This window comes from Pseudomonas sp. FSL R10-2189 (assembly GCF_009600325.1).
GTDB lineage: Bacteria > Pseudomonadota > Gammaproteobacteria > Pseudomonadales > Pseudomonadaceae > Aquipseudomonas > Aquipseudomonas helleri.
This window is the reverse complement of record NZ_WIVZ01000023.1, coordinates 1-20,252: the sequence shown is the minus strand read 5'-3', so window position 1 is coordinate 20,252 and position 20,252 is coordinate 1. Positions and strand designations below refer to the sequence as shown.

Sequence of the window (20,252 nt, the reverse complement as noted above, 5' to 3'; positions counted from 1 at the left end):
TATCAGTACTGACATCCAGCGCCTGAACCAGCGACTGGCCAGCGCCCAACCTTCGGCCACTTACCGGATCATGGACCGCGTGGCAGAACGTCGGGCGCAAGGGGCGACGATCATCTCGTTGTGCGCAGGCGAGCCGGATTTCGACACCCCGGCGCATGTGCGCGCCGCTGCCATCCAGGCCATCGAGGCGGGCCATACCCGTTACACCCAGGTGGCGGGCGTGCGTTCATTGCGCGAAGCCGTTGCGGCCAAGTTCCGTCGTGAAAACGGCCTGCAAGTGACCTGGGCCGACACCCTGGTGTGCAGCGGCGGCAAACAAGTGATCTACAACGCCCTGGCGGCCACTTTAAACGAAGGTGATGAGGTCATCGTACCGGCGCCCTACTGGGTCAGCTACCCGGAGATGGTTCAGTTGTGCGGCGGCCAAACCCGTATTGTCACCTGTGATGCCGAGTTCAAATTGACCCCGGCCTTGCTCGCCGCGGCAATCACGCCGCACACCCGCTGGTTGATCCTCAACTCGCCGTCCAACCCGACCGGCGCGGTGTACAGCCGGGCCGAACTGCAAGCGCTGGCCGAAGTGCTGCTGGCCAACCCGCATGTGCTGATCCTGGCCGATGACATCTACGAGCATCTGATATTCGATGACCAGGCGTTCTTCACCCTGGCTCAGGTTGAACCGCGTCTGGCCGCCAGAACCTTGACCATGAATGGCGTTTCCAAGGCCTACGCCATGACCGGCTGGCGCATTGGCTTTGCCACCGGGCCACGCTGGTTGCTGGAGGCCATGGAAAAACTGCAAGGTCAGCAGACCTCCGGAGCGTGCTCTGTGTCGCAACAGGCGGCGCTGGCAGCATTGGAGGGGCCCAAGGATTTCATCGGGCAGAGCCGAACAGCGTTCCAGGGCCGACGGGATTTGCTGGTCGAACAGTTGAACGCGACACCCGGGCTGGAATGCGCCACACCGGCGGGTGCGTTTTACGTGTTTGCCAACTGTGCGGGGCTGCTTGGCAGAACGTCTGCCGGTGGGCGCGTGCTGCACACCGATGAAGACGTCGCCCATGCCCTGCTCGACGAAGCCAATGTGGCGGTGGTCCCGGGCAGCGCGTTTGGCCTGGCGCCTTACATCCGCATTGCCTATGCACTGGATGAGGCGTCGTTGCTGGCCGCCTGCAAAGCGATTCGCGGATTTTGCGAAGCTGTCAGTGACTAGATGACCCTTCTCGTGGGAGCGGGCTTGCTCGCGATACGGGCAACACGATGTAACTGTTACACCGCGTCGGTCCAATCGCGAGCAAGCCCGCTCCCACATAAGTGTTTTGGGGCTGGAGTTAACGCACAAACAGTTGTGAGGTGGTGATGGCCATGTCGCCACCTGGCAATTTGATGCTGCCCACTTGTTTCATGCTGTCGGCATCAAACACTGCCACATCGTTGTAGGTCCCGGCGAGGTAGATTTTGCTGCCGTCCTTGTTGAACGCGATGCAGTAGTACGAATGGTCCAGCGGTGCCGACTGCAAGAGTTTTTGTTGCTTGATGTCGTACTTGGACAGGCGGTTGAGCAAGCCAAACATCAGGTTCGGGTCTTTCGGTGAACGCATGCCCGTGAAGTAAATTTCGGTCAGCGGGCCAAAATCGGTGGTTGTCGCCTTACCGGTTTTAAGGTCAACGCTGAGCTGGCCATACACGTAGTCAGCGGTAGTCAGATCCTGTTTGTCGTCCTTGAATTTGGCCGCGGTGTAGAGCAGCGAGAAATCGTGCAGGTAGCTCTGATGGTTCCAGAAATACAGCACGTCCGGTGAGCTGTAGCCTGGGCGGTTCCAGTGGCGGGTGGGGAGCAGCACATCGAACTTGCCGGTCTGCGGGTTGACTTTATAAAGGTCTGGCCCGGCCACGTACAAGCTGCCGTCGTCACCCGCCTGCATGATGCTTAACTGCCGTGGCGCCGGAAAACTGCGGATCGGCTTGGCATCCAGACCCGCATCGGTGGCGTACACATCCAGCCGCGGTTGCTGCACCTCGTAATGGTCGTTGAGCATCAACGTCGGGTTGGCGATGGTGTACAGCTCCTTGCCGTCCGGGCTGAGGGTGAAGCTGAACATGGCGCGGGCCTTTTCCCCTGGTTTTTGCGTGATGCTGGCATGGAACACCTGCTTGCAGGTGTCCAGCTCGACGCCGTACACATCGGCGTAGTGATTATTGAGCACGTACGCAGTTTTGTGGTCCGGCGATATTTGCACCGAGCCCGGCCCGAATGCATCCGGCATCTTGCAGGTTTTAAACAGCGTGTCGGTGGCCGCATCCACCACGTGCAGGTTGTTAGGGTAGTTGGTGAGCACCATGTACTCATGGCCGGTTTGCAAGGCGCGATTGTCATCGGCCAACACGGTCAGCGAAAAGGCGCTGAGAACGGCAAGCGCGGCCTGGCCGCAGGTTTTGATGCTTGGCATGCTGGAATCCTTATTCTTGTGTACCCAGGCAAGTCATTTGTCTTTTGGAAAGACAGTCCCAAGGTTGCGCCAGTTTTCGTTGGACGCCTGAGCGTCCTTGTTCCAGTCCGGGTAGGTGCTCATCATGTCGGGCACCTGGGCTGGCCACCAGCATGGGTCGGAGCAGCCGTACAGGTCAGACTCCATGGGCTGGCACAACGACGAGACGCCGCCAAATGCATCAATCTCCCAACCCGGGTCGGTGGTCGAGGTGCACCCCGCCACCGAGTTCATCGCCACCACTTCCTCGATCCGGTTTTCGGCCGCAGCCTCATCGAGTTTCAACGCTTTGTTATTGATTGCCTTGAGATGTTTCATATCAGTGAGCCTTGCGCGGAGTGATGTAACTGCTGATGAACGCAGGGTTTTGGGCCATGATCCGGGTGTACACCTCGATGCCGAAGTCGACCCAGTCACGCATCAGTTCGCAGTAGTGATAAGTCGGGTGCGTTGCATCGCCATAGCGGGCGTAACTCTCGTGGTAGCAGCCACCGGAGCACAGATTACGGATCTGGCAGTCATCGCAGCCCGTGTTGCTGCGGTCCAGGCGTTGCGACAAAAAGTCATTGAGTTCCACTTGTTTTACCGCGCTGTGCACGTTGCCAAACGTCGGCAGGGTCGAGCCGGTAAAGCGGTGGCACAGGTTGAGTTCGCCCTTGTAGTCGACGGCCAGCATTTTCAGGCCTGCGCCGCATGGCAGGGCTTTTTTGTGGCCCTCATGGATGTCGGTAATCAACTGGTGCAAGTTGGAAAAACCAATGTTGCGGTGCTCCAGTGCCGCCTCCAGATAACGGCGGCCCAGGCGCTTCATGCTGGCAAAGACTTCCACCAGTTCGTCATTGCTGAGGTTGAAGCTGCTGATGTCGCCGGAGGTCACCGGGGCAAAACCGACTTCGGCAAACCTCAGCTCGTTGAACAGGTGGTCCCAGATGGTTTCGACATCGGTGACGCCGGTGGTCAGGGTCACCCTGGCACCGACCGGGCGGCTGTTGTAGCGCGACAAGAGCATTTCGGCCTTGCGCCGCACCACGTCATAGGTGCCCTGCCCGCCCACCGTGATGCGGTTGCGGTCGTGCACGGTTTTTGGCCCGTCAATGCTCACTGACAACCCGAAACGGTGGGCGTTGAGGTAGTCCACCGTGTCTTCATTCAGCAGCGTGGCGTTGGTGGTCATCACGAACTCCACCGACTTGCCCGCCTCGGCAAAGCGCTTCTCGCAGTAATCGACCATATGCTCGATCAGCTTGCGGTTGCTCAACGGCTCGCCGCCAAAGAACACCACGGTAAAGCGCTCTTCGTCCGGGGACTCGCGCAAGAGCATTTCAACCGACGCCACGGCGGTGTCGATGTCCATTTTCTTGCCCTCGGAGGGCTTGTCCAGGTCTTCCTTGTAGCAGTAGGTGCAGCTCAGGTTGCAGCCGGTGTTGACGTTGAGCACCACTGTGTTGATAGCCGTGCGCTCAACACGCTTGGCGGCTATGTCCGGGGTCAGTGGCGAACCGTCGCTGACCAGCTCCAGGGACATCAGTTCACGCAGGGTTTCGGTGATTTCTTCACCGTTAAAGCGTGAAGCCAAGCGCTGGATCAAGTCATCCGATGAGCAGCCGGGGCCGCGCAACGTATCGATGATGGTGCCGGTCAGTTCATCGCTGGCAAACAGCGATGAGCTGGGTATGTGAAACAGCATGCGGTCAGCATCCACGTGCACTTCGTGCAGGTTGCGTTCCACCAGATTCAAGATTGCGCCCATGCCAAACCTCCAGTGCGAGCCCCGTCGGCGGGGCTTGCGGTCATTCCGAAAAGTGTCTGTCGCCAGTGCTTGCAAAGGCCTTGCTTAGGGAATGGGCGGATTGTTCCAGCGTTGTACGGTGACGATCATGTGGCCCTCGCCGGTCAGCGCGTTGCCTGCATCATCAACCGCAGCGATCACCTTGAGGTTGCCGGCATTGTTGGTAGACATTTTGCGCGCCGGGTTCGGCCCGGCATCGCCCGGGGTGAAGATGCCGGTTTCAGCCTGCATGACACCCGCGAATTTGACGTCTTCGTCTTCCTTGGCTTGTTCGTTGAACGCCTCTACATGCCATTTTGCCGGCACTACACCGATACGGTAAGGCTTGCCATCGGCCCCTTTGCCCCACGCTTCAGCGTCAAAGCGGCCTTGAACCTTGGGCGTCGAACCGCCGCCACCGCCAATTCGTGCTACCGAGAACTCGGGCACCACCTTGACCTCGGCGATCTGGTTGTACACCGCCAGGGCTGGCCCCTTGAGCGCGCCCACGCTGACCTCACGCAAGCCCGGCTGCGCATCGGCGCCAGCCTTGACCTTCAGCTTGATGCGCGACGGGCTCTGCTCCAGCACTTCAAGCACCTCTACGCCCTGTCCCAGGTTCGGGGTGCCGCTGAGGCCGCTGCCTACCAGGGTGATTTCGCTTTCACTGCCGGCTTTTACGTAGCCCGGTTGCACCGCAAGCACACGGTTGCTGCCCTCTTTGGCGGCGATAAAGTCCAGCCCGCGCTCGTCGTGATCGGCTTCAAACATGCGCCCTTGCAGGGTGTTGTCCTTGGCGGCGAACACTTGATGCATGTTGACCCCGTCGACCTTCACATTGCCGCGCCATTCGTAGCCGCTGTAGAGCAAGGCGCTGCCTTCGCCGTTGAACGGCGCACCATCAGCGTATTGGCCGGAGATCTTGACCTTGAAGGTATCCTCGCCATCTGGCGCAACAGTCATCACCCCGGCCACTTCCCCTTTGCCCGGCAAGTGCCCGCTAAAGCTCCAGTTGCCTGTCAGGGTTTGGCTTTTAGGCGCAGTGTTCAGCCATTGCTGCCAGGCCGGGTTGTCCAGCGGATAACGCTCGGCCAGCATCGGCACCATTTGGGTACGGGCCAGATCAAACCAGTCACGGTCGCGGGACAAGGCCTGGTATTCCAGCGACGGCCATTGCCCGAGGTGGAAGTTCACCAGCCGCTCCCATTCCTGAGCCGGACGCCGTTGCAGGGCAATACGTGCGCCGGAGTGGCAACGGGCGCACATTTGCGTGGTTTGCTCGTCGAAATGTTCGACCGTGTTCAAGCGTCGCTCAAGGGCATAGCGCACGCCGTCCGTTTCGCTCGGCGCCAGGCCTTGAGTGTCGGCCAGGTATTTGACCAAGGTGCGGCGATCCTCATCGCTGATCTGCAAGCCGTGCATGGTCTGCATCCGGGCGATGCTCATCAGCCAACCTTCCGGGGTTTTGCGCTGGTGGCTGATACGGCTCAGGCCGTTGTTGGCTTCGGGGATATGACAGCCCATACAGTTTTGCTGGAGGATGCTCTGGGCATCGCGGGCAGCCTGGCTGTCCGGTGCATGCAAGCCTGCGCAAACGGCCAGGGCCAGCAGGCTGGCGCTCAAGCCTGATCGGAGTTTTATCTTCATCAACGTCGGACCTCGCACGGTGCTTTCTTATTGTTGTGGCTTATCGTTTTGAAACGTCTGAACGGAGTAATACACGGAGCGTGCCAGCTTACGAAAAGCCCGGTAAATCAGCGAGATGGGCGGCGATACGAGTTTTGCCCCCCGTGTTTACAGGCATTGGGGCGTTTTATATCGAGACAGCTGTTGCACTCTGAGACGCGGCCGATGGGCGACCTCGTTGTGAAAACCGTCTCAAACCTGTCGCAGATTGCGACAACTTGCCAAGCCGGGCAGACGCTGTATGGCCTCAAAACCCTGCAAATACGGGATTACAGCAAACTGGCACAACCGTTGCGAATGCCCTCGGCACACTAACAAGACGAGGATTCATCATGTCGCTTGCTGCTCTGCTTCCTGCCACTACGGCTTTTATTAATCGCGCCCCGCGCATGCTGGTTGGCGGCGCCTGGGTCGAGGCCGCAGACGGCCAGACCATGCCCCTGCATAACCCGGCCACCGGCGAAGTACTATGCGTCGTGCCCAAGGCCACGCCTGAGGACGTTGACCGCGCCGTCCTGGCTGCCCGCTACGCCTTCGATGATTCCGCGTGGACCCGCACGCGCCCACGGGAGCGGCAAAACCTGCTGTGGAAACTGGCCGACCTGATGGAGCGTGATGCGCAGTTACTGGCGCAACTGGAATGCCTGAACAACGGTAAAAGTGCTGCCGTGGCCCAAGTCATGGACGTACAGTTGTCCATCGATTTTCTGCGTTATATGGCCGGTTGGGCGACCAAGATCGAGGGTTCCAGCGTCGAGGTGTCATTGCCGCTGATGCCTAACGATCAGTTCCACAGCTTTATTCGCCGTGAAGCGGTGGGCGTGGTCGGCGCTATCGTGGCCTGGAACTTCCCGCTGCTGCTGGCCTGCTGGAAACTCGGCCCGGCGTTGGCAACCGGCTGCACCGTGGTGCTGAAGCCTGCCGATGAAACCCCGCTGAGCGCGCTTAAACTGGCCGAACTGGTGCAAGAAGCCGGTTACCCCGAAGGCGTGTTTAACGTGGTGACCGGCACCGGAATCACCGCAGGCTCGGCGCTGACCCACAACCCGCTGGTGGACAAACTGACCTTCACTGGCTCCACCGCCGTGGGTAAGCAGATCGGCAAGATCGCCATGGACTCCATGACCCGCGTGACCCTGGAACTGGGCGGCAAGTCCCCGACCATCGTCATGGCCGACGCCGACCTGAAAAGCGCCGCTGCCGGGGCGGCCAGTGCCATCTTCTTCAACCAGGGCCAGGTCTGCTGCGCCGGGTCGCGGCTGTATGTTCAGCGCAAGCATTTCGACAATGTGGTGGCCGATATTGCCGACATTGCCAACGCGATGAAGCTGGGCAACGGCCTGGATTCCAGCGTAGACATGGGCCCGCTGATTTCCGCCCGCCAGCAGGAACGTGTCGCGCACTACATTGAGATGGGCCGCGAAAGTGGCGCCACCATAGCCTGTGGCGGCGAGCAATACGGGCCCGGTTTTTTTGTTAAACCGACTGTGATTGTTGACGTTGATCAACAGCACTCACTGGTGCAAGAAGAAATCTTCGGCCCGGTGCTGGTGGCGATCCCGTTTGACGACGAAGCTGACGCACTGCGCATGGCCAATGACAGCCCGTACGGGCTGGGTGCGAGCATCTGGTCAAACGACCTTGGCGCGGTGCACCGGATGATCCCGCGCATCAAGTCCGGTTCGGTGTGGGTCAACTGCCACAGCGCCCTCGACCCGGCGCTGCCGTTTGGCGGCTACAAAATGTCCGGCGTGGGCCGTGAAATGGGTTATGCGGCGATTGAGCATTACACCGAGCTGAAATCGGTGTTGATCAAGCTGTAAGGTCAAAAAAACCCTCACCCCAACCCTCTCCCGGAGGGAGAAGGAGCTGATGTGCGGTGTTCTTGAGTCCGCGTGCGCTCAGTTCCCTCTCCTTCCGGTTGGTAGCCCTGGCTTACCAACCAGCTTTTGAGCGCGCGGGTTTGCTCTTGCGTGAACCCCACCAACACGTTTTGTGCAGGTTCAGCCTGCAAACGCCGCAGCACAGGCGCGACTTCAACCCCTTGCACATGCCAGATCCCCAGCGGCCGGTCCGGGCAGATGACCACCTCGGCTTCATCCACGAAACCATCGCGCAACACTGGCGCCCGCTCTATTCGCAGCGCGGCAAAATCTGCCTCGGCATGGGCTATCTGGCTGTCCGGCCAATGGCGCCGTGCAGTCCAAAACGGTTGTTGCGCCCAGCGCTGTTCTTCGGCGTAGAAATCCCGGCCAATGCGTGCAAAGCGCATAAACAGTTGCTCGACCCGCTGCTGGTGAAAGCGCTGGGCCAGGGCCGCCCGTCCAGGTTTACGCAGGAGCGTGTTGATCACCGCCGGTGCCTGCAACGCCGATGACAGGGACTGGAAAATCCCGTTGCCCGACAGCGGGTCAACCGCCATCGCCGCATCCCCGACCCGAATCCAGTTTTCGCCACACACCTGCGGGCTCAAGATTGCCGTGCTGCTGCGGGCATGCAGTTGCACGTCGTGTTGCCCCGAGTCGGCAAAAAATGCTCGAGCCAGCGGCGAGGCCATTCGCTGCTGCTGGCAGTGCTCCAGCAATTGCGCCTTGCCCGGCAGTTCGGCACTGGCCACGTCTACGGTCCATTGCCAATAACACTGGCCGTCCGCCCGGCGTGCCATCCATACCCAGCCCTGCGCCAGGCTTTCAACGGCACTGGCGGTGTGGCCCGGCGTCGCTTGCCAGCGATTGAGCAAACTCACCGTCTCCGGGCCGCGCAGGCCTTTGCCGACGGCAGGTGCCTGACGCCCTCGGGCTTCCACCAGAAAATCTGCCTGCAGCGGCTCGCGCCCTTCGAGGCTGATGCTGTGGCCGGTGGTTGATGACGCCACTGCCAGCACACGGGCCTCGATCACGTTGACCCCGGCCAGACGCAGGTCTTCACGCAGCCCACGATCAAAACACGGTCGATCCAGCAACCACTCGATGTTTTGTGCGTGCTGCTGGCCGTTCCACGCCACTTGCCGCTGTGAAGGCAGTACCGCGTCGGCTACCGCCCGCTGCAAACCCGCTGCACGCAAGGCTTCCAGCACTCGCTGGGAAATACCTTCCAGCGCGGCAAACCGGCGCCACTCGCTGACCAGCGTCACCGGGTAGCCCAATCGCCGCAAGCCCATGGCCACCGCCGCACCCGCAGGTCCTGCGCCCAACACCACAATCGCAGTCATGAGCCCACCCGCCGCTCAGGCCCGAGATAGTGGGCATTGGTTTTCAGCCACTCCAGCAATTGCGGGTTAGTTGCCTGCGGCTGTGCAAGCAGATGGCTGGCAAGATGACCGCTCAAGGCCGCGCAACCGAGGCTCGCCCCCGATTGCCCGGCAGTGTTTGAACGTACGCAGGCGGCAAAATCCGCCTGTTCGGTATTCAGCCACGACCATTGGTCTTGCGTGCAACGTGCATCGCCAGTCACTCGTAGCACCTGCGGGTAATTGGCCGGGTACACGCCATCGCCTTGCGCCGGGCTTGAGGCACACAGCAACACCCCGCGTGCCACCGCCAATTCACACGCCTCGCGCAACAGGCTGCGATCCTGGCGCAAGCCAAGGCTCAAGTTGATCAGCCGCACGTTTTGCGTCAACAGCCAGTCAATCGCCGCCGCAATCTGCAAGGTGCTGGTGACCCCGCGCTCATCGAACACTTGCGCCACGCAAAACACGGCCTCTGGTGCCCGCTGGGCGATGGCCTGAATGACCGCAGTGCCGTGCCCCAAGGGATCGTCCTGTAACTCGCTGTGCAACAGTTGCCCATCGAGCAGGGCAAACCTGCGGCCTACCACCACCTGCGGCTGTTGTGCGGGGGCATGGCCGCTGTCGACCACGCCAATTCTGAGTTCAGGCTTCATGCAGCACCTTGTTTGCTGTCAATTGGCCGGCCTGCAAATGCAAACACAGGTCGGCGTTGGCCAGGGTTGAAGGCCGGTGGCTAATCAGTATTCGCGTACGCCGCGCAAACAGGCGGTCGATGGCCTCAATCACTTCGCGCTCAGTGGCCTCATCGACAGCCGAGGTGGCTTCGTCCAGCACCAGAATCAACGGATCTTGCAACAACGCCCGGGCAATCGCGATCCGTTGCTTTTGCCCGCCCGACAACTGCTGGCCACGCTCGCCCAACGGGCTGTCGAGGCCTTCGGGCAACTCGGCAATCAAGCCGTCGAGTTGCGCCAGCCTGGCAACTGCGGCGACCGCTTCACGGCTGGCCCCCGACACCGCGTAAGCCAGGTTATCGGCCAGACTGCCGCGAAACAGCACGATGTCCTGGTTGACCACAGCAATCCGGCGGCGCAGTTCCAGCAAGTCCAGTTCGCGCAGGTCAACACCGCCCAACAACACCCGACCGGACTGTGGGTCGTGGTGGCGTTGCAGCAGGTCAACCAGGGTCGACTTACCGACTCCGGAGCCGCCGCTGAGGGCGACTTTGCTTCCGTACGGTATATGCGCACTAATGCCGTTCAGGGTGCTGGGGCGGCCCGGATGGCTAAAGTGCACGGCCTCGAAACGCAGGTCGCCCTCGTCTGGAAGCGGTTTGGGGTTCGAAGGGCTCACAACGGCGGGCTGTTCGCCGCGTAATTCCATGACCCGGCCGAGGCTGACGGTCATCCGTTGAATCGCCACGTACAGCCCGAGCAGGCTTTGCACCGGCCCTATGGCCATGCCCAGATACGTTGAAAACGCGATCAGCGCACCGAGTTGCCAGGTGCCCTGCACGACCCAATAGCCGCCGATCAAAAACACGCAGGCCCGTGACAGCGAGGTCAAGGTGCTCGGCACCGCCTGGGTAAAAAACTCGGTGACTTGCAGGCGCAGCAACTGGCTCATATAGCCTTGGCCCAGGGTTTCCAGGCGCTTGGCTTCACGCTGCTGCTGACCGGCCGACTGGATAAACTTCATCACCGGCAGCGTCTCGACCATAAACGATGAGACATCAGCCGAGCGCTCGCGCAATTGCCGAACATCACGCTCCACTTTGCGCCGCATCCAGCGCAGCCAGAGCACATCAAGCGGGATCAGGATCAAGGCCAGCAGCGACAACTGCCATGACAAAGCCAATAACATGCCCAAGGCCACCAGCAAGCCAATGATGCTGGACACGGCCGAAAACAGTGAATCCACGGCAAAGCGCTGAATTTCGGCGACATCGCCGTCGATCCTCGACATCAGGTCACCAATACGTCGCTGGCCGTAGAACCCCGGCGACAGGGTTTGCAGGTGCTGGTACAGGTCATCACGCAGGGCAAACAGAATCCGCCCGGACAGCCGGGTGTGCAGGTAACGATTCACGCCGGAGAGCGCCGTGCCCAATAGCCCGGCAACGATCATCAGCCCGGCCACCGTCGCCAGCACCGGGAAATTGCGCGCCAGCAAGCCGTCATCAATCAGTTGTTTGGTCAGCCACGGCTGCACCAGCACCAGCAACGAGGCGCACACCGACAAGCCCAGCAGCCCGGCAATCGCCAAGCGGTGCGGGCGCACAAAGCCGTACAGCCAGTGCAATGCCTGATGCAACGCTTGCGGGTTGGGGCTGTCGATCAGCCTGACGATCAGACGCCGCATCACACGCGCAACTGTTTGAGTTTGCGGTACAGCGTGGCCCGGCTGATGCCCAGCGCTTCAGCGGCCGCAGACACATTGCCCTGGTGGTTGTCCAGGGATTGGCGAATCAGCTCGAGTTCGTTTTCGCGAATACTGCCCGCCGGTGGGCGCTCGCTGGCGCTCAGGTCATCGAGCAGACTGTCAGGCAGATGCTCAAGGGTCAGCTCGGACTCGTCAGGCTCGCGCATGGCCAGCAGCGTGCGCAGGACCATTTCCAGTTGGCGGATGTTGCCCGGCCAGTGATAACCGTCGAGCAAGGCTTGCAAGTCGGGGTGCAGAGTCACGTGCGGGGCCTGCAACTTGCCCAGCAAGCGGGCGATCAAGGCGCCGAAATCTTCGCGCTCGCGCAGGGCCGGGAGCATCACGCTGATGCCATTGACCCGGTAGAACAGGTCTTCGCGAAAGTGCTGTTCGTGGACCAGGTGTTTGAGGTCACGGTGGGTGGCGCAGATCAGCGCGACGTCGATGTCTTGTTCTTCGCCGGCGCCCAAAGGAGCGACCTTGCGGTCTTGCAGCACCCGTAACAGGCGTGCTTGCAGGGCCAACGGCATGTCGCCGATTTCATCCAGAAACAGGGTGCCGCCGTGGGCCTGTTGCAGGCGGCCGATCATGCCGCCACGGCGCGAGCCGGTGAAGGCCCCTTCGCGATAGCCAAACAGTTCGGACTCAATCAGGCCTTCAGGGATTGCCGCGCAATTGACCGCGACAAACGGCTTGGCGCTGCGGCTGCCGGCCATGTGCAAGGCGCGGGCGACTACCTCTTTACCAGTACCGGTTTCCCCCAGCAGCAACACCGGCAGCTCATTGGCCAGGCCCTGGCGCGCCATGCGCAAGGCACGGGCGTAACGGGCGTTGTTACCGGCCAGCGCCTCCAGATCAGGCGCGGACGGTGTGGCTTTAGGCGCCGTGCGTGGCGCCGTCAGTACATTCGGCGAACGTTGTGGCGCACGCAGGGTTTTGTAGAAGAATTCGCCTTGGGCGGTTTGCAGGCTGCCCAGGGCGCCTTGTTGCAGACGAGCCAACAGTTGCAGGCCATCGAGCCCGAGGAACGCTTCGCAACGGTGCCCTACCAGCGCCGAGCGTTCAGCGCGCAACAATTGGCAGGCCTGGCCACTGGCCGCGAGGATTTGCCCGCTCAGGCTGACCGCCAACAAGCCTTGCCACGGGGACTCCAGGTACTGGCGACGGCTGTGGAAGGCCAGCACGATGTGCTCCGAATAGCTGGTGTTGAACACCCGGCTTTCAATCTGGCTGACGGCCATGCCCAGTAACGCCGTGCTGTCGTGCACGCGACCAAGCGGGCCTTCGCGGGTCAGGTCGAGCACGCCGAGGATGTCGCCTTGCGGGCAATGAATCGGCACTGAGGTGCAGGAGAAACGGCTCAGCCGATCCAGATAGTGCTCGCCACAATCGATCAACATGGGCCGGCCTTCGACCAGCGTGGTGCCCAGCGCGTTGGTGCCGCGTGCGGCTTCGCTCCAGCAGGCGCCGAGGGTAATGTCCGGCACCCCGCTGCCTTTGAGGCGGTCGGCGCGGCCCTCCACGGCCAGAATAGTGGCGTCGGCGTTGGCCAGAATGATCAAGCCGTCCTTGCCCTGACGCTGGTTCAAGTAATCAATGGCCGGCATGGCCGCCTCGATCAGTAACTGGTTGTTGGCCAATAACAGGTCAAGGCTCGCAGTGGTTTGCAGGCTCAGTTCATGCTGGCCACTCATTGGCACACCGTGGTTGAGGCTGCGGCGCCATGAGGCGTCGATTTCGGCACGCAACACGCCACTGGGCACCAGACCTTCGAGGTGCAGTTTTTCCCTGGCCAGTCGAACTTCGCGAAGGGGCTTGGGCTGAAGTGTTTTTGTAAGAGTCATCAGGCGCTCCACAGCAGTGAGCTTTGCGATTTTTATTTTAGATCTGCGCACTGTTACCAATCTTTACGTTAACGTAAGGGGAATGGCAAGATTTGAAATCCAGTAAAGGACGATCACGGTATGCACCACATCTCCCCTTCCTTGCAAGACACCGCTGCGCCTGAAGGCGTTTGCTATGGCTGTGGCAGCAACAATCCCCATGGCCTGCACATCAAGAGCTACTGGCATGAAGACGGTGTTCACGTTGTCGCAGAGCATTTGCCGGATGCGCGTTATTGCGGCTGGCCTGACCTGGTGTACGGCGGGTTGATTGCGATGCTGGTGGATTGCCATTCGAACTGGACGGTGATGGCGTATCACTACCGCGTGGAAGATCGCCAGCCAGAGAGCTTGCCGAGGATCAACTGCGTGACCGGCAACCTGGGCATCAAGTTCATCAAACCCACCCCGATGGGCGTCCCGCTAACGCTGCGTGCCTGGGTTGAGGGGGATGTCGGACGCAAGAGCCGGGTGATCTGCGAGGTGTATGCCGGGGACGTGCTGACGGCGGTCGGGGACTCAGTGTTTGTGCGGGTCGATGCCGGGAAGTTGGCGGATAAGGCTCACGATCGCAGTTAACTTTGCACTGTAGGTTTACCGTCTATCTATCTGATTTATATAAAACTTTGTAGGAGCTAGCTTGCCTCGCGATCTTTTAAAAGATCAAAAGATCGCGAGACAAGCTCGCTCCTACAGATCGTATGTTCATGAATAATTATTCATGTTCATGGTTGACGCATCGGGTGACCAATGGTCAGATGCGCGCCTGTTTCAGGTGTCCTTGGCCATCGCGCCCAGGGTGAAACGGGAAGCCGGTACGCCTTTTCAGGTCAATCCGGCGCTGCCCCCGCAACGGTATGCGAGCGAAACATTCAAGTAGCCACTGTGCTTTGGCATGGGAAGGCGAATGTTTCATGACCCTCGTGAGCCCGGAGACCGGCCTGATCCAACATATGGCACTCCGCGGTGGGCGGATGCAGGCCTTGGCGCGCGCAAAGTCCCTCCCTGCCCGTCATTATTCTGCGTGAGCTCCCCTGAGTGTCCGTTTTGGTTCAACCCGACGGCGCCTCCATGACCTCTGCAACCCGACTGCCCGCTGCTACCCCTTTTGTCTGGCCCGACCGTGAGGCTGCGTTTTATGCCGAGCATCTGGCCGCCTCCAATTATGTGGAGCGCGTGGGCGGACGCTTGCTCGAACTGCTCGGCCCGCAACAGCAATTGCTCGATATTGGCGCCGGTTCGGGGATTCTCGGTCGCCATTTGCTGATGCCTTGTGGGCAGTGGACGGTGGTTGAACCCAACGCCTTCATGCGTAGCAGCATTGAGCAACTGGCAGCCCAGGCACCCAGTGTTGAACTGAGTCTGCACAACGGCCTTTGGCAGGACTTGCCGAGTTTGCCGATCACCCCGACCGCAACCGTGTTGTGCGCGAATATCCCGGTGGCAGACGGCCAAGCACTGGCGTTTGTTCAGCAGGTTCGGCCGCTGGCCACGCGCACGCTGGTGTGGAACCTGCCCGCGCAGGAAGGCCCGCGCACGTACTGCCTGTCCGGTTTCTTGCCGCCGCAACTGCACCGCAGTGACATGACCCCCGGCTACCAACTGACACTGGCTGAGTTGCCGGATCGCTGGCAACCCGACCAGATCCACTTCACCGACTGGGCCTTCAGCACGCTGTTTGCCTCACCGGATGCGGCCTTGATGCACTTTATGGAAAAACTCGGCGCCCTGGATGGCGCGGCGCAGGGGCTGCTTGAACGCCACCTGCAAGACCACCTGCAAAAAGTGCCTGGGGGTTGGCTTGCCAGTGCCCCGAAACGGGCGGCCAGCTTGATCTGGCACGCGTAAATAACTCCTATAAAAATGCCTTCGGACGTCTCCATGCTCAACCTGTGCAACGCCCCTCTGCGCCATTCGTTCAGCGCAGCCGTGCCGCTTTGGCTCGGTGTCAGCCTTGCGGCCTTTGCCGCAGAAAATCCCTCGGTCCTGCACATGGACTCAACCCTGGTCAGCGCACCGCGCGCCGGTGAGTCGCTCAAGGATGTCACCAGCACTGTGCAGGTGATCGACAGTGATCAGATCGAGCGTTCCTCGGCTCGCAACCTCACCGATTTGCTGGCTGAGAACGCCGTGGGCTTTTTCAGTGAATGGACGCCGGGCCAGACCTCGATCAACATCCGTGGCGGCAACACTGATGGCCAGGGCCGCGATTACCGCAGCCAGGTCACGGTACTGGTCAACGGCCGCCGCGCAGGTACGGCGAATATTTCCAAGCTGTCCCCGGCGCAAGTGGCGCGCATTGAAGTGATTCGCGGCCCGGCCTCGGTTATTTATGGCAGCCAGGCGATTGGCGGGGTGATCAATATCATCACCCGCAATGGCCGCAACACCCAAGGCGGGGGCGCAACCTTGCAGGGCGGTTCGTGGGGGCTGGCTCAGGGCAGCGTGTACCAAAGCGGCAGTTCGGGTCCGCTGGATTACTACCTGGGCCTGGACAACGGCCGACGCAATGACTACCACAGCGCCGACGGCACCCAGAAAAACACCTCCTGGAAACGCCGCGGCGGCCTGCTGGCATTGGGGTACGAGCTGTCAGAAGACCAGCGCCTCGACCTGACCGTGCGTTCAGACGGCATCTATGACGCGGGCTTTCGCGGTTCGCAGTGGAACTACGGCAACTACGACAATCGCTACAACCAGTCGGTAGAGCTCGACTGGGTCGCCAAACCCACCGAGTGGCTGAACTGGTCTTCGCAGGCTTATGCCTTCCGTGACATTGACGATCTGCACTGGGGTTCGCCGGTGCTGGGCAATGGCAGCCCGGGGTTCAGCAAAGACCACATCGAGCGTCGCCTTGAGGCTTACGGTATCAAGCTGACGCCGCAGTTTTTACTGACGCCAAGCACTGATCTGTTGGTGGGCCTGGACCTGGAAAAGAGCAAGCTGCGCAACGATCGCTTCCGTATTGCCGTCAACGGTTCTACCAGCAGTCAGGTGGCGCCTTACGACATCAACTCCGATGACCTGAGCACGGCGCTGTACGCCGAAGTCGTGCAGCGGATGATGGATGACCGTCTGACCCTGCGCGCAGGTGCGCGCTACAGCTATGGGCAGTCGAGCACGGTCAAGACCGACTACATGCCGCTGCTGGACGAGAAAACCCGAGACTTCGACAAAGTCACCTACAGCCTCGGCGCCGCCTACGAGGCCATGCCGGGGGTCAAGCTGCGGGCTGGCGTATCGACCGGTTTCCGTGCGCCGCTGGCAGGCGAGCTGGCAGCAGACTTCACCACCATCAGCGGCACGCAGACGCTGGGCAACGCCAACCTCAAGCCCGAAACCAGTCTGCAATTCGAAACCGGTGTGACCCTGACCAATGCCAATCAGTTCTTTGACCTGGCGTTGTTCCAGAACCGCATTCAGGACCGCATCACCACGCAGCCGGTGACCAAGAGCATCAGCCAGTACGTCAATGGCGACGGAGATGCGGTGATCCGTGGCCTAGAAGCGCAATGGCAATATGATCTGGCCAGCGCTCTGGCCCTCGGTGACGAACGCATCCTGCGGCTCAACACCAATGCGGTGTGGAACTTCGACATGGACGACAAAGGCGCAGCGTCCACCTTGACCGGCCCGTACCGCGACAATATCCAGCGCATGTATCAATACCAGGCCAGCCTGGCGCTGACCTATGGCCGCGAACGTGACTGGGACGTCGGGGTCAATGGCATTTTGCGCGGCCCGGTGTTCTACCGTACCGAAGAAAAACTGCTCAACCCGGACACCAACTACGTGTACCGCAAGGCACCATTCTGGGTCTTCAACCTGCGTGGCAATTACCACCTGAGCGAGCAATTGAGCCTGTTTGGCGGGGTCAACAACCTGTTCGATATCGAGCGCAGCACGCTGTTTATCGCCACCGGCAACGATTCGCCTTTGGCCGACCCACGGGCCTCCAACGGCGGTTTGGGCAACAGCAATCCGGGGCGTGAGCTGTACCTCGGCGCGCATTACCGGTTCTAAGCCGTATGCGCTGGCTTGTGCTGCTGTGTCTGCTAGCGAGCCTTGTATCCAGGGCCGATGACGGCTTCCCGCGGACGGTGGTCGATGCCCTGGGCCGCGAGGTCATACTGACGCACCCGCCCAAACGGATCGTCGCCATCTTCGCCAGTAACGTCGAGATGCTGGCGGCCATCGGCGCCGGCGATGCCATTGTCGGCGTCGAGGCGTTTACCCGGTACCCCGCCGACATTGCCGAACGGGCCAAGGTTGGCGGGCGTCTGGGGTTTTCCGTGGAGGCCATCGCCCGCCTGCAAGCTGATCTGGTGGTCATGACCCCGGCCCGGCAGGCGGCAACCCTGGTGGAGCCGCTGCAACGCATCGGCATACCGGCGCTGGTGCTCAACCACCGCGATCTGGAGGCCGTGCTGGCCAATATCCGCCTGCTGGGCCAGGCCACCGGCCATGAGCTGGGCGCCGAGCAACTGATTGAACGCCTGCAGGCGCGACTGGATACCGTTCAAGCGCGCTTGGCCGGACAGCCTGCGGTGCCGGTGTACCTGGAGACCGGCAGCAATGATCGCGGCCAGTACCTGACCTTGCGCGGGCACAATTACACCAGTGATATTTTGCGCCTGGCGGGTGGCACTAACCCGTTTGTTGACAGCCGCCTGAGCCAGGTGGGCGGCGAGTCGGTGTTTCAGGCCAACCCAACGCGTATTATCGTCGCGGGCAGCCCGCAACAGGCGGCCAGCCTGGCTCAACGGCCGGGATGGCAAAGCATTCCGGCCGTCGCAGCAGGCCGTGTCGACAGCATTCCCAGTGCCTTGTTGTTGATACCCGGCCCGCGAGTGGTCGAAGGTATCGAGCAATTGGCCGCGCTGCTGCACCCTGAACTGTTCCCGCCCCTTGCCGAGACCCCGCCATGAGCGCCGCCAACAGACGCTATCGCCTGCTGTGCCTGACCCCCTTGCCAGCGATTTTTATCGGCCTGTGGCTTGGCGCCGAACTGGCGCACTGGAGTGACTGGTGGGCGCTGTGGCGAGGCGATGAAACCCCGTTCGCGCAACTGCTGATGACCTGGCGCCTGCCCAGGGTACTGGCGGCCTTTTGCGTGGGCGCTTGCCTGGGCTTGGCCGGGGTGATCTTTCAGGGGGTGTTCCGTAATCCGCTGGCCGAGCCGTACTTGCTGGGCAGCGCGCCGGGTGCGGCGGTCGGCGCAGCCATCGCGTTACTGGTGCCCTTGCCCTTGGCGATGTCGTTGAGTTTGCCGCTGCTGGCCTTCGCCGGTGCCTGGGGCGCGACGTTATTGGTGCTGCTGATCACTCGCCTGACCCGCATCAACGACACCAGCGGCTTGCTGCTGGCCGGGATTGCCGTGGCGGCGCTGCTCGGGGCTTTGCGCAGCCTGCTGTTGCTCGCTTTGTCCGATGAAACGGTGAATTTGCAGGTGGTGTTGAGCTGGACGCTGGGCGGGATTCACACCCCGGACTTCCCCGCACTGGGTTTGCTGGCCTTGCTGACCGGGCTGGCCTTGATTTGCGCACAACGCCTGGCCCACGGCCTGGACCTGCTGGGCCTGGGCGATCATGTGGCCTACAGCATGGGCTTGCGCCCGCAGCGTTTTATCAATCTGTCGCTGTTATTGGCCGCAGCCATTACCGCATTGGCGGTGTCTTGGGGCGGGCTGGTGGGTTTTGTCGGGCTGGTGGCACCCCATGCGGTGCGCTGGCTGATTGGCCCTACCCACAAACGCTTGATAGTCGCCAGCGCGCTCACTAGCGGCGCCTTGCTGGCGTTGCTCGACGGCTTGGCGCGCAGTGTCTTGCCGCCTGCCGAAATCCCCTTGGGCTTGCTGACCGCCTTGTTGGGGGCACCGTTTTTTCTGCTGCTGTTAACCCGTGCGAGGCCCGCAGCATGAAGGTGAACCCGGTTTTACAGGCACACGGTTTGAGCGTGCACCACGCTGGCAAAGCCGTGCTGCACGATTTTGATCTCGACCTGATGCCCGGCGAACTGCTGGTCCTGGTGGGGCCCAATGGTTCGGGCAAAAGCAGCGCCTTGCGGGCGCTGGCCGGCGTGCAGGCGCTGAGTGCCGGGCACGTGCAGTTGCAGCAGCGGGCGTTTCAGCACTGGCCCGCGCCACAGCGTGCGCAAACGTTGGCGTATCTGCCGCAAGATTTTCGCAGCCAGTGGGATTTACAGGTCCAGGAACTGCTTGAGTTGGGCGCCCGGCGCAATGCCGCCCGTGTCGGGCAGCCGCTGTCGGCGCAATTGATTGAGTCGCTGGATATCGGCCATTTGCTGCAACGGCGACTGTCGCAGTTATCGGGCGGCGAGCGTGCCAGGGCTGGCATAGGCTGGGCATTGGCGGCGGATTCACCGATTTTGCTCGCCGATGAACCGACCGCGGCGCTGGACATAACCCATCAACTCAACCTGCTGAGCTACCTGCGCAGCCGCTTGGCGTACTGCGCGCAATTGCTGGTGCTGCACGATCTGGGTTTGGCCATGCGCTTTGCCGACCGTATTGCGGTGCTGGCCGATGGGCGTTTACTGGGGCACGGCAGCCCGCAGGTGGTGCGAGAAGCCGGCTGGCTGGAGCAGGCCTTCGGCCTGGAGTTCGCCTGGCATGACAGCGCTCATGGGTTGTACCCGATTCCGCTGGGGTGAGCCTTCCTGTGCGGCAGTTCAATCTGAACTGCCCCCAAAAAGTTGGACACCCATCCAACTTTTTGGGTTTTCAACATGAACAAGTACACAGAGCAATTTAA

The 20,252-nt window shown here is 61.3% G+C and carries 16 protein-coding genes and 1 riboswitch; of the genes, 8 read left to right on the top strand and 8 right to left on the bottom strand.

All coding sequences use genetic code 11. The features are described from left to right. The first annotated feature begins 1 nt into the window (after position 1). On the top strand, positions 2 to 1,213 hold the full coding sequence (locus tag GHO32_RS16890; RefSeq protein WP_368668468.1) for a pyridoxal phosphate-dependent aminotransferase: 1,212 nt from the start codon (positions 2 to 4) through the stop codon (positions 1,211 to 1,213). Positions 1,214 to 1,331: 118 nt separating this feature from the next. Here GHO32_RS16890 and peaD read toward each other — a convergent pair whose 3' ends face one another. The 4 genes from peaD to peaA form a co-directional block, all read right to left on the bottom strand. Next, entirely contained in the window at positions 1,332 to 2,450 is a 1,119-nt protein-coding gene (peaD, locus tag GHO32_RS16885; protein ID WP_153332567.1) for a quinohemoprotein amine dehydrogenase subunit beta, read from the bottom strand. A gap of 33 nt (positions 2,451 to 2,483) precedes the next feature. Continuing rightward, the gene (gene qhpC, locus GHO32_RS16880) at positions 2,484 to 2,807 is read right to left on the bottom strand and encodes a quinohemoprotein amine dehydrogenase subunit gamma (protein ID WP_048372098.1); all 324 of its coding nucleotides are present in this window, start codon (positions 2,805 to 2,807) and stop codon (positions 2,484 to 2,486) included. A gap of 1 nt (position 2,808) precedes the next feature. Continuing rightward, entirely contained in the window at positions 2,809 to 4,239 is a 1,431-nt protein-coding gene (gene peaB, locus GHO32_RS16875; RefSeq protein WP_048372096.1) for a quinohemoprotein amine dehydrogenase maturation protein, read from the bottom strand. Positions 4,240 to 4,323: 84 nt separating this feature from the next. Further along, complete coding sequence (peaA, locus tag GHO32_RS16870) at positions 4,324 to 5,904, bottom strand: quinohemoprotein amine dehydrogenase subunit alpha (protein ID WP_153332569.1); 1,581 nt, start codon at positions 5,902 to 5,904, stop codon at positions 4,324 to 4,326. Positions 5,905 to 6,275: 371 nt separating this feature from the next. On the opposite strand from peaA, the gene GHO32_RS16865 reads away from it, so the two are divergent. Then, positions 6,276 to 7,766 carry an aldehyde dehydrogenase gene (locus GHO32_RS16865; RefSeq protein WP_153332573.1) on the top strand — a complete coding sequence of 497 codons (1,491 nt, stop codon included), beginning with the start codon at positions 6,276 to 6,278 and terminating at the stop codon, positions 7,764 to 7,766. A 14-nt stretch (positions 7,767 to 7,780) separates the two neighbouring features. On the opposite strand, the gene GHO32_RS16860 is transcribed toward GHO32_RS16865, so the two are convergent. Genes GHO32_RS16860 through GHO32_RS16845 form a run of 4 tightly spaced genes read right to left on the bottom strand, consistent with a single transcriptional unit; the run spans position 7,781 to position 13,440 of the window. Beyond that, positions 7,781 to 9,154, bottom strand: coding sequence for an FAD-dependent monooxygenase (locus GHO32_RS16860; protein WP_153332575.1), 1,374 nt, complete (start codon positions 9,152 to 9,154; stop codon positions 7,781 to 7,783). Then, a complete protein-coding gene (locus tag GHO32_RS16855; protein WP_153332577.1) occupies positions 9,151 to 9,828 on the bottom strand; it encodes a S8 family serine peptidase in 678 nt (225 codons plus the stop codon). Before GHO32_RS16855 ends, GHO32_RS16860 begins: the two co-directional genes overlap by 4 nt. Continuing rightward, complete coding sequence (locus GHO32_RS16850) at positions 9,818 to 11,536, bottom strand: ABC transporter ATP-binding protein (protein WP_153332579.1); 1,719 nt, start codon at positions 11,534 to 11,536, stop codon at positions 9,818 to 9,820. Before GHO32_RS16850 ends, GHO32_RS16855 begins: the two co-directional genes overlap by 11 nt. Then, positions 11,536 to 13,440, bottom strand: a complete 1,905-nt coding sequence (locus GHO32_RS16845; RefSeq protein ID WP_153332581.1) for a sigma-54-dependent Fis family transcriptional regulator — start codon at positions 13,438 to 13,440, stop codon at positions 11,536 to 11,538. The genes GHO32_RS16850 and GHO32_RS16845 overlap by 1 nt, the downstream gene beginning before the upstream one ends. Before the next feature lie 120 nt (positions 13,441 to 13,560). On the opposite strand from GHO32_RS16845, the gene GHO32_RS16840 reads away from it, so the two are divergent. The 6 genes from GHO32_RS16840 (at position 13,561) to GHO32_RS16815 (ending at position 20,151) form a co-directional block, all read left to right on the top strand. Beyond that, positions 13,561 to 14,058, top strand: a complete 498-nt coding sequence (locus GHO32_RS16840; RefSeq protein WP_153332583.1) for a PaaI family thioesterase — start codon at positions 13,561 to 13,563, stop codon at positions 14,056 to 14,058. Positions 14,059 to 14,235: 177 nt separating this feature from the next. Continuing rightward, positions 14,236 to 14,439, top strand: a riboswitch (cobalamin riboswitch). Between the two features lie 111 nt (positions 14,440 to 14,550). Next, positions 14,551 to 15,327, top strand: a complete 777-nt coding sequence (locus tag GHO32_RS16835; protein WP_153332585.1) for a class I SAM-dependent methyltransferase — start codon at positions 14,551 to 14,553, stop codon at positions 15,325 to 15,327. Between the two features lie 33 nt (positions 15,328 to 15,360). Further along, positions 15,361 to 17,502: a TonB-dependent receptor gene (locus GHO32_RS16830; protein WP_153332587.1), complete on the top strand. Its 2,142-nt coding sequence runs from the start codon at positions 15,361 to 15,363 to the stop codon at positions 17,500 to 17,502. 5 nt (positions 17,503 to 17,507) lie between these two features. Further along, positions 17,508 to 18,407: an ABC transporter substrate-binding protein gene (locus GHO32_RS16825; RefSeq protein WP_178113902.1), complete on the top strand. Its 900-nt coding sequence runs from the start codon at positions 17,508 to 17,510 to the stop codon at positions 18,405 to 18,407. After that, positions 18,404 to 19,399 carry an iron ABC transporter permease gene (locus tag GHO32_RS16820; protein WP_153332588.1) on the top strand — a complete coding sequence of 332 codons (996 nt, stop codon included), beginning with the start codon at positions 18,404 to 18,406 and terminating at the stop codon, positions 19,397 to 19,399. The genes GHO32_RS16825 and GHO32_RS16820 overlap by 4 nt, the downstream gene beginning before the upstream one ends. Beyond that, a complete protein-coding gene (locus GHO32_RS16815) occupies positions 19,396 to 20,151 on the top strand; it encodes an ABC transporter ATP-binding protein (RefSeq protein WP_153332590.1) in 756 nt (251 codons plus the stop codon). The genes GHO32_RS16820 and GHO32_RS16815 overlap by 4 nt, the downstream gene beginning before the upstream one ends. The last annotated feature ends 101 nt before the right edge of the window (positions 20,152 to 20,252 follow it).

What these genes read in the sequence shown, in the direction of transcription:
- peaD (WP_153332567.1), bottom strand. Translation starts at nt 2,450, where the DNA reads ATGCCAAGCATCAAAACCTGCGGCCAGGCCGCGCTTGCCGTTCTCAGC.
- qhpC (WP_048372098.1), bottom strand. Translation starts at nt 2,807, where the DNA reads ATGAAACATCTCAAGGCAATCAATAACAAAGCGTTGAAACTCGATGAG.
- peaB (WP_048372096.1), bottom strand. Translation starts at nt 4,239, where the DNA reads ATGGGCGCAATCTTGAATCTGGTGGAACGCAACCTGCACGAAGTGCAC.
- peaA (WP_153332569.1), bottom strand. Translation starts at nt 5,904, where the DNA reads ATGAAGATAAAACTCCGATCAGGCTTGAGCGCCAGCCTGCTGGCCCTG.
- GHO32_RS16865 (WP_153332573.1), top strand. Translation starts at nt 6,276, where the DNA reads ATGTCGCTTGCTGCTCTGCTTCCTGCCACTACGGCTTTTATTAATCGC.
- GHO32_RS16860 (WP_153332575.1), bottom strand. Translation starts at nt 9,154, where the DNA reads ATGACTGCGATTGTGGTGTTGGGCGCAGGACCTGCGGGTGCGGCGGTG.
- GHO32_RS16855 (WP_153332577.1), bottom strand. Translation starts at nt 9,828, where the DNA reads ATGAAGCCTGAACTCAGAATTGGCGTGGTCGACAGCGGCCATGCCCCC.
- GHO32_RS16850 (WP_153332579.1), bottom strand. Translation starts at nt 11,536, where the DNA reads ATGCGGCGTCTGATCGTCAGGCTGATCGACAGCCCCAACCCGCAAGCG.
- GHO32_RS16845 (WP_153332581.1), bottom strand. Translation starts at nt 13,440, where the DNA reads ATGACTCTTACAAAAACACTTCAGCCCAAGCCCCTTCGCGAAGTTCGA.
- GHO32_RS16840 (WP_153332583.1), top strand. Translation starts at nt 13,561, where the DNA reads ATGCACCACATCTCCCCTTCCTTGCAAGACACCGCTGCGCCTGAAGGC.
- GHO32_RS16835 (WP_153332585.1), top strand. Translation starts at nt 14,551, where the DNA reads ATGACCTCTGCAACCCGACTGCCCGCTGCTACCCCTTTTGTCTGGCCC.
- GHO32_RS16830 (WP_153332587.1), top strand. Translation starts at nt 15,361, where the DNA reads ATGCTCAACCTGTGCAACGCCCCTCTGCGCCATTCGTTCAGCGCAGCC.
- GHO32_RS16825 (WP_178113902.1), top strand. Translation starts at nt 17,508, where the DNA reads ATGCGCTGGCTTGTGCTGCTGTGTCTGCTAGCGAGCCTTGTATCCAGG.
- GHO32_RS16820 (WP_153332588.1), top strand. Translation starts at nt 18,404, where the DNA reads ATGAGCGCCGCCAACAGACGCTATCGCCTGCTGTGCCTGACCCCCTTG.
- GHO32_RS16815 (WP_153332590.1), top strand. Translation starts at nt 19,396, where the DNA reads ATGAAGGTGAACCCGGTTTTACAGGCACACGGTTTGAGCGTGCACCAC.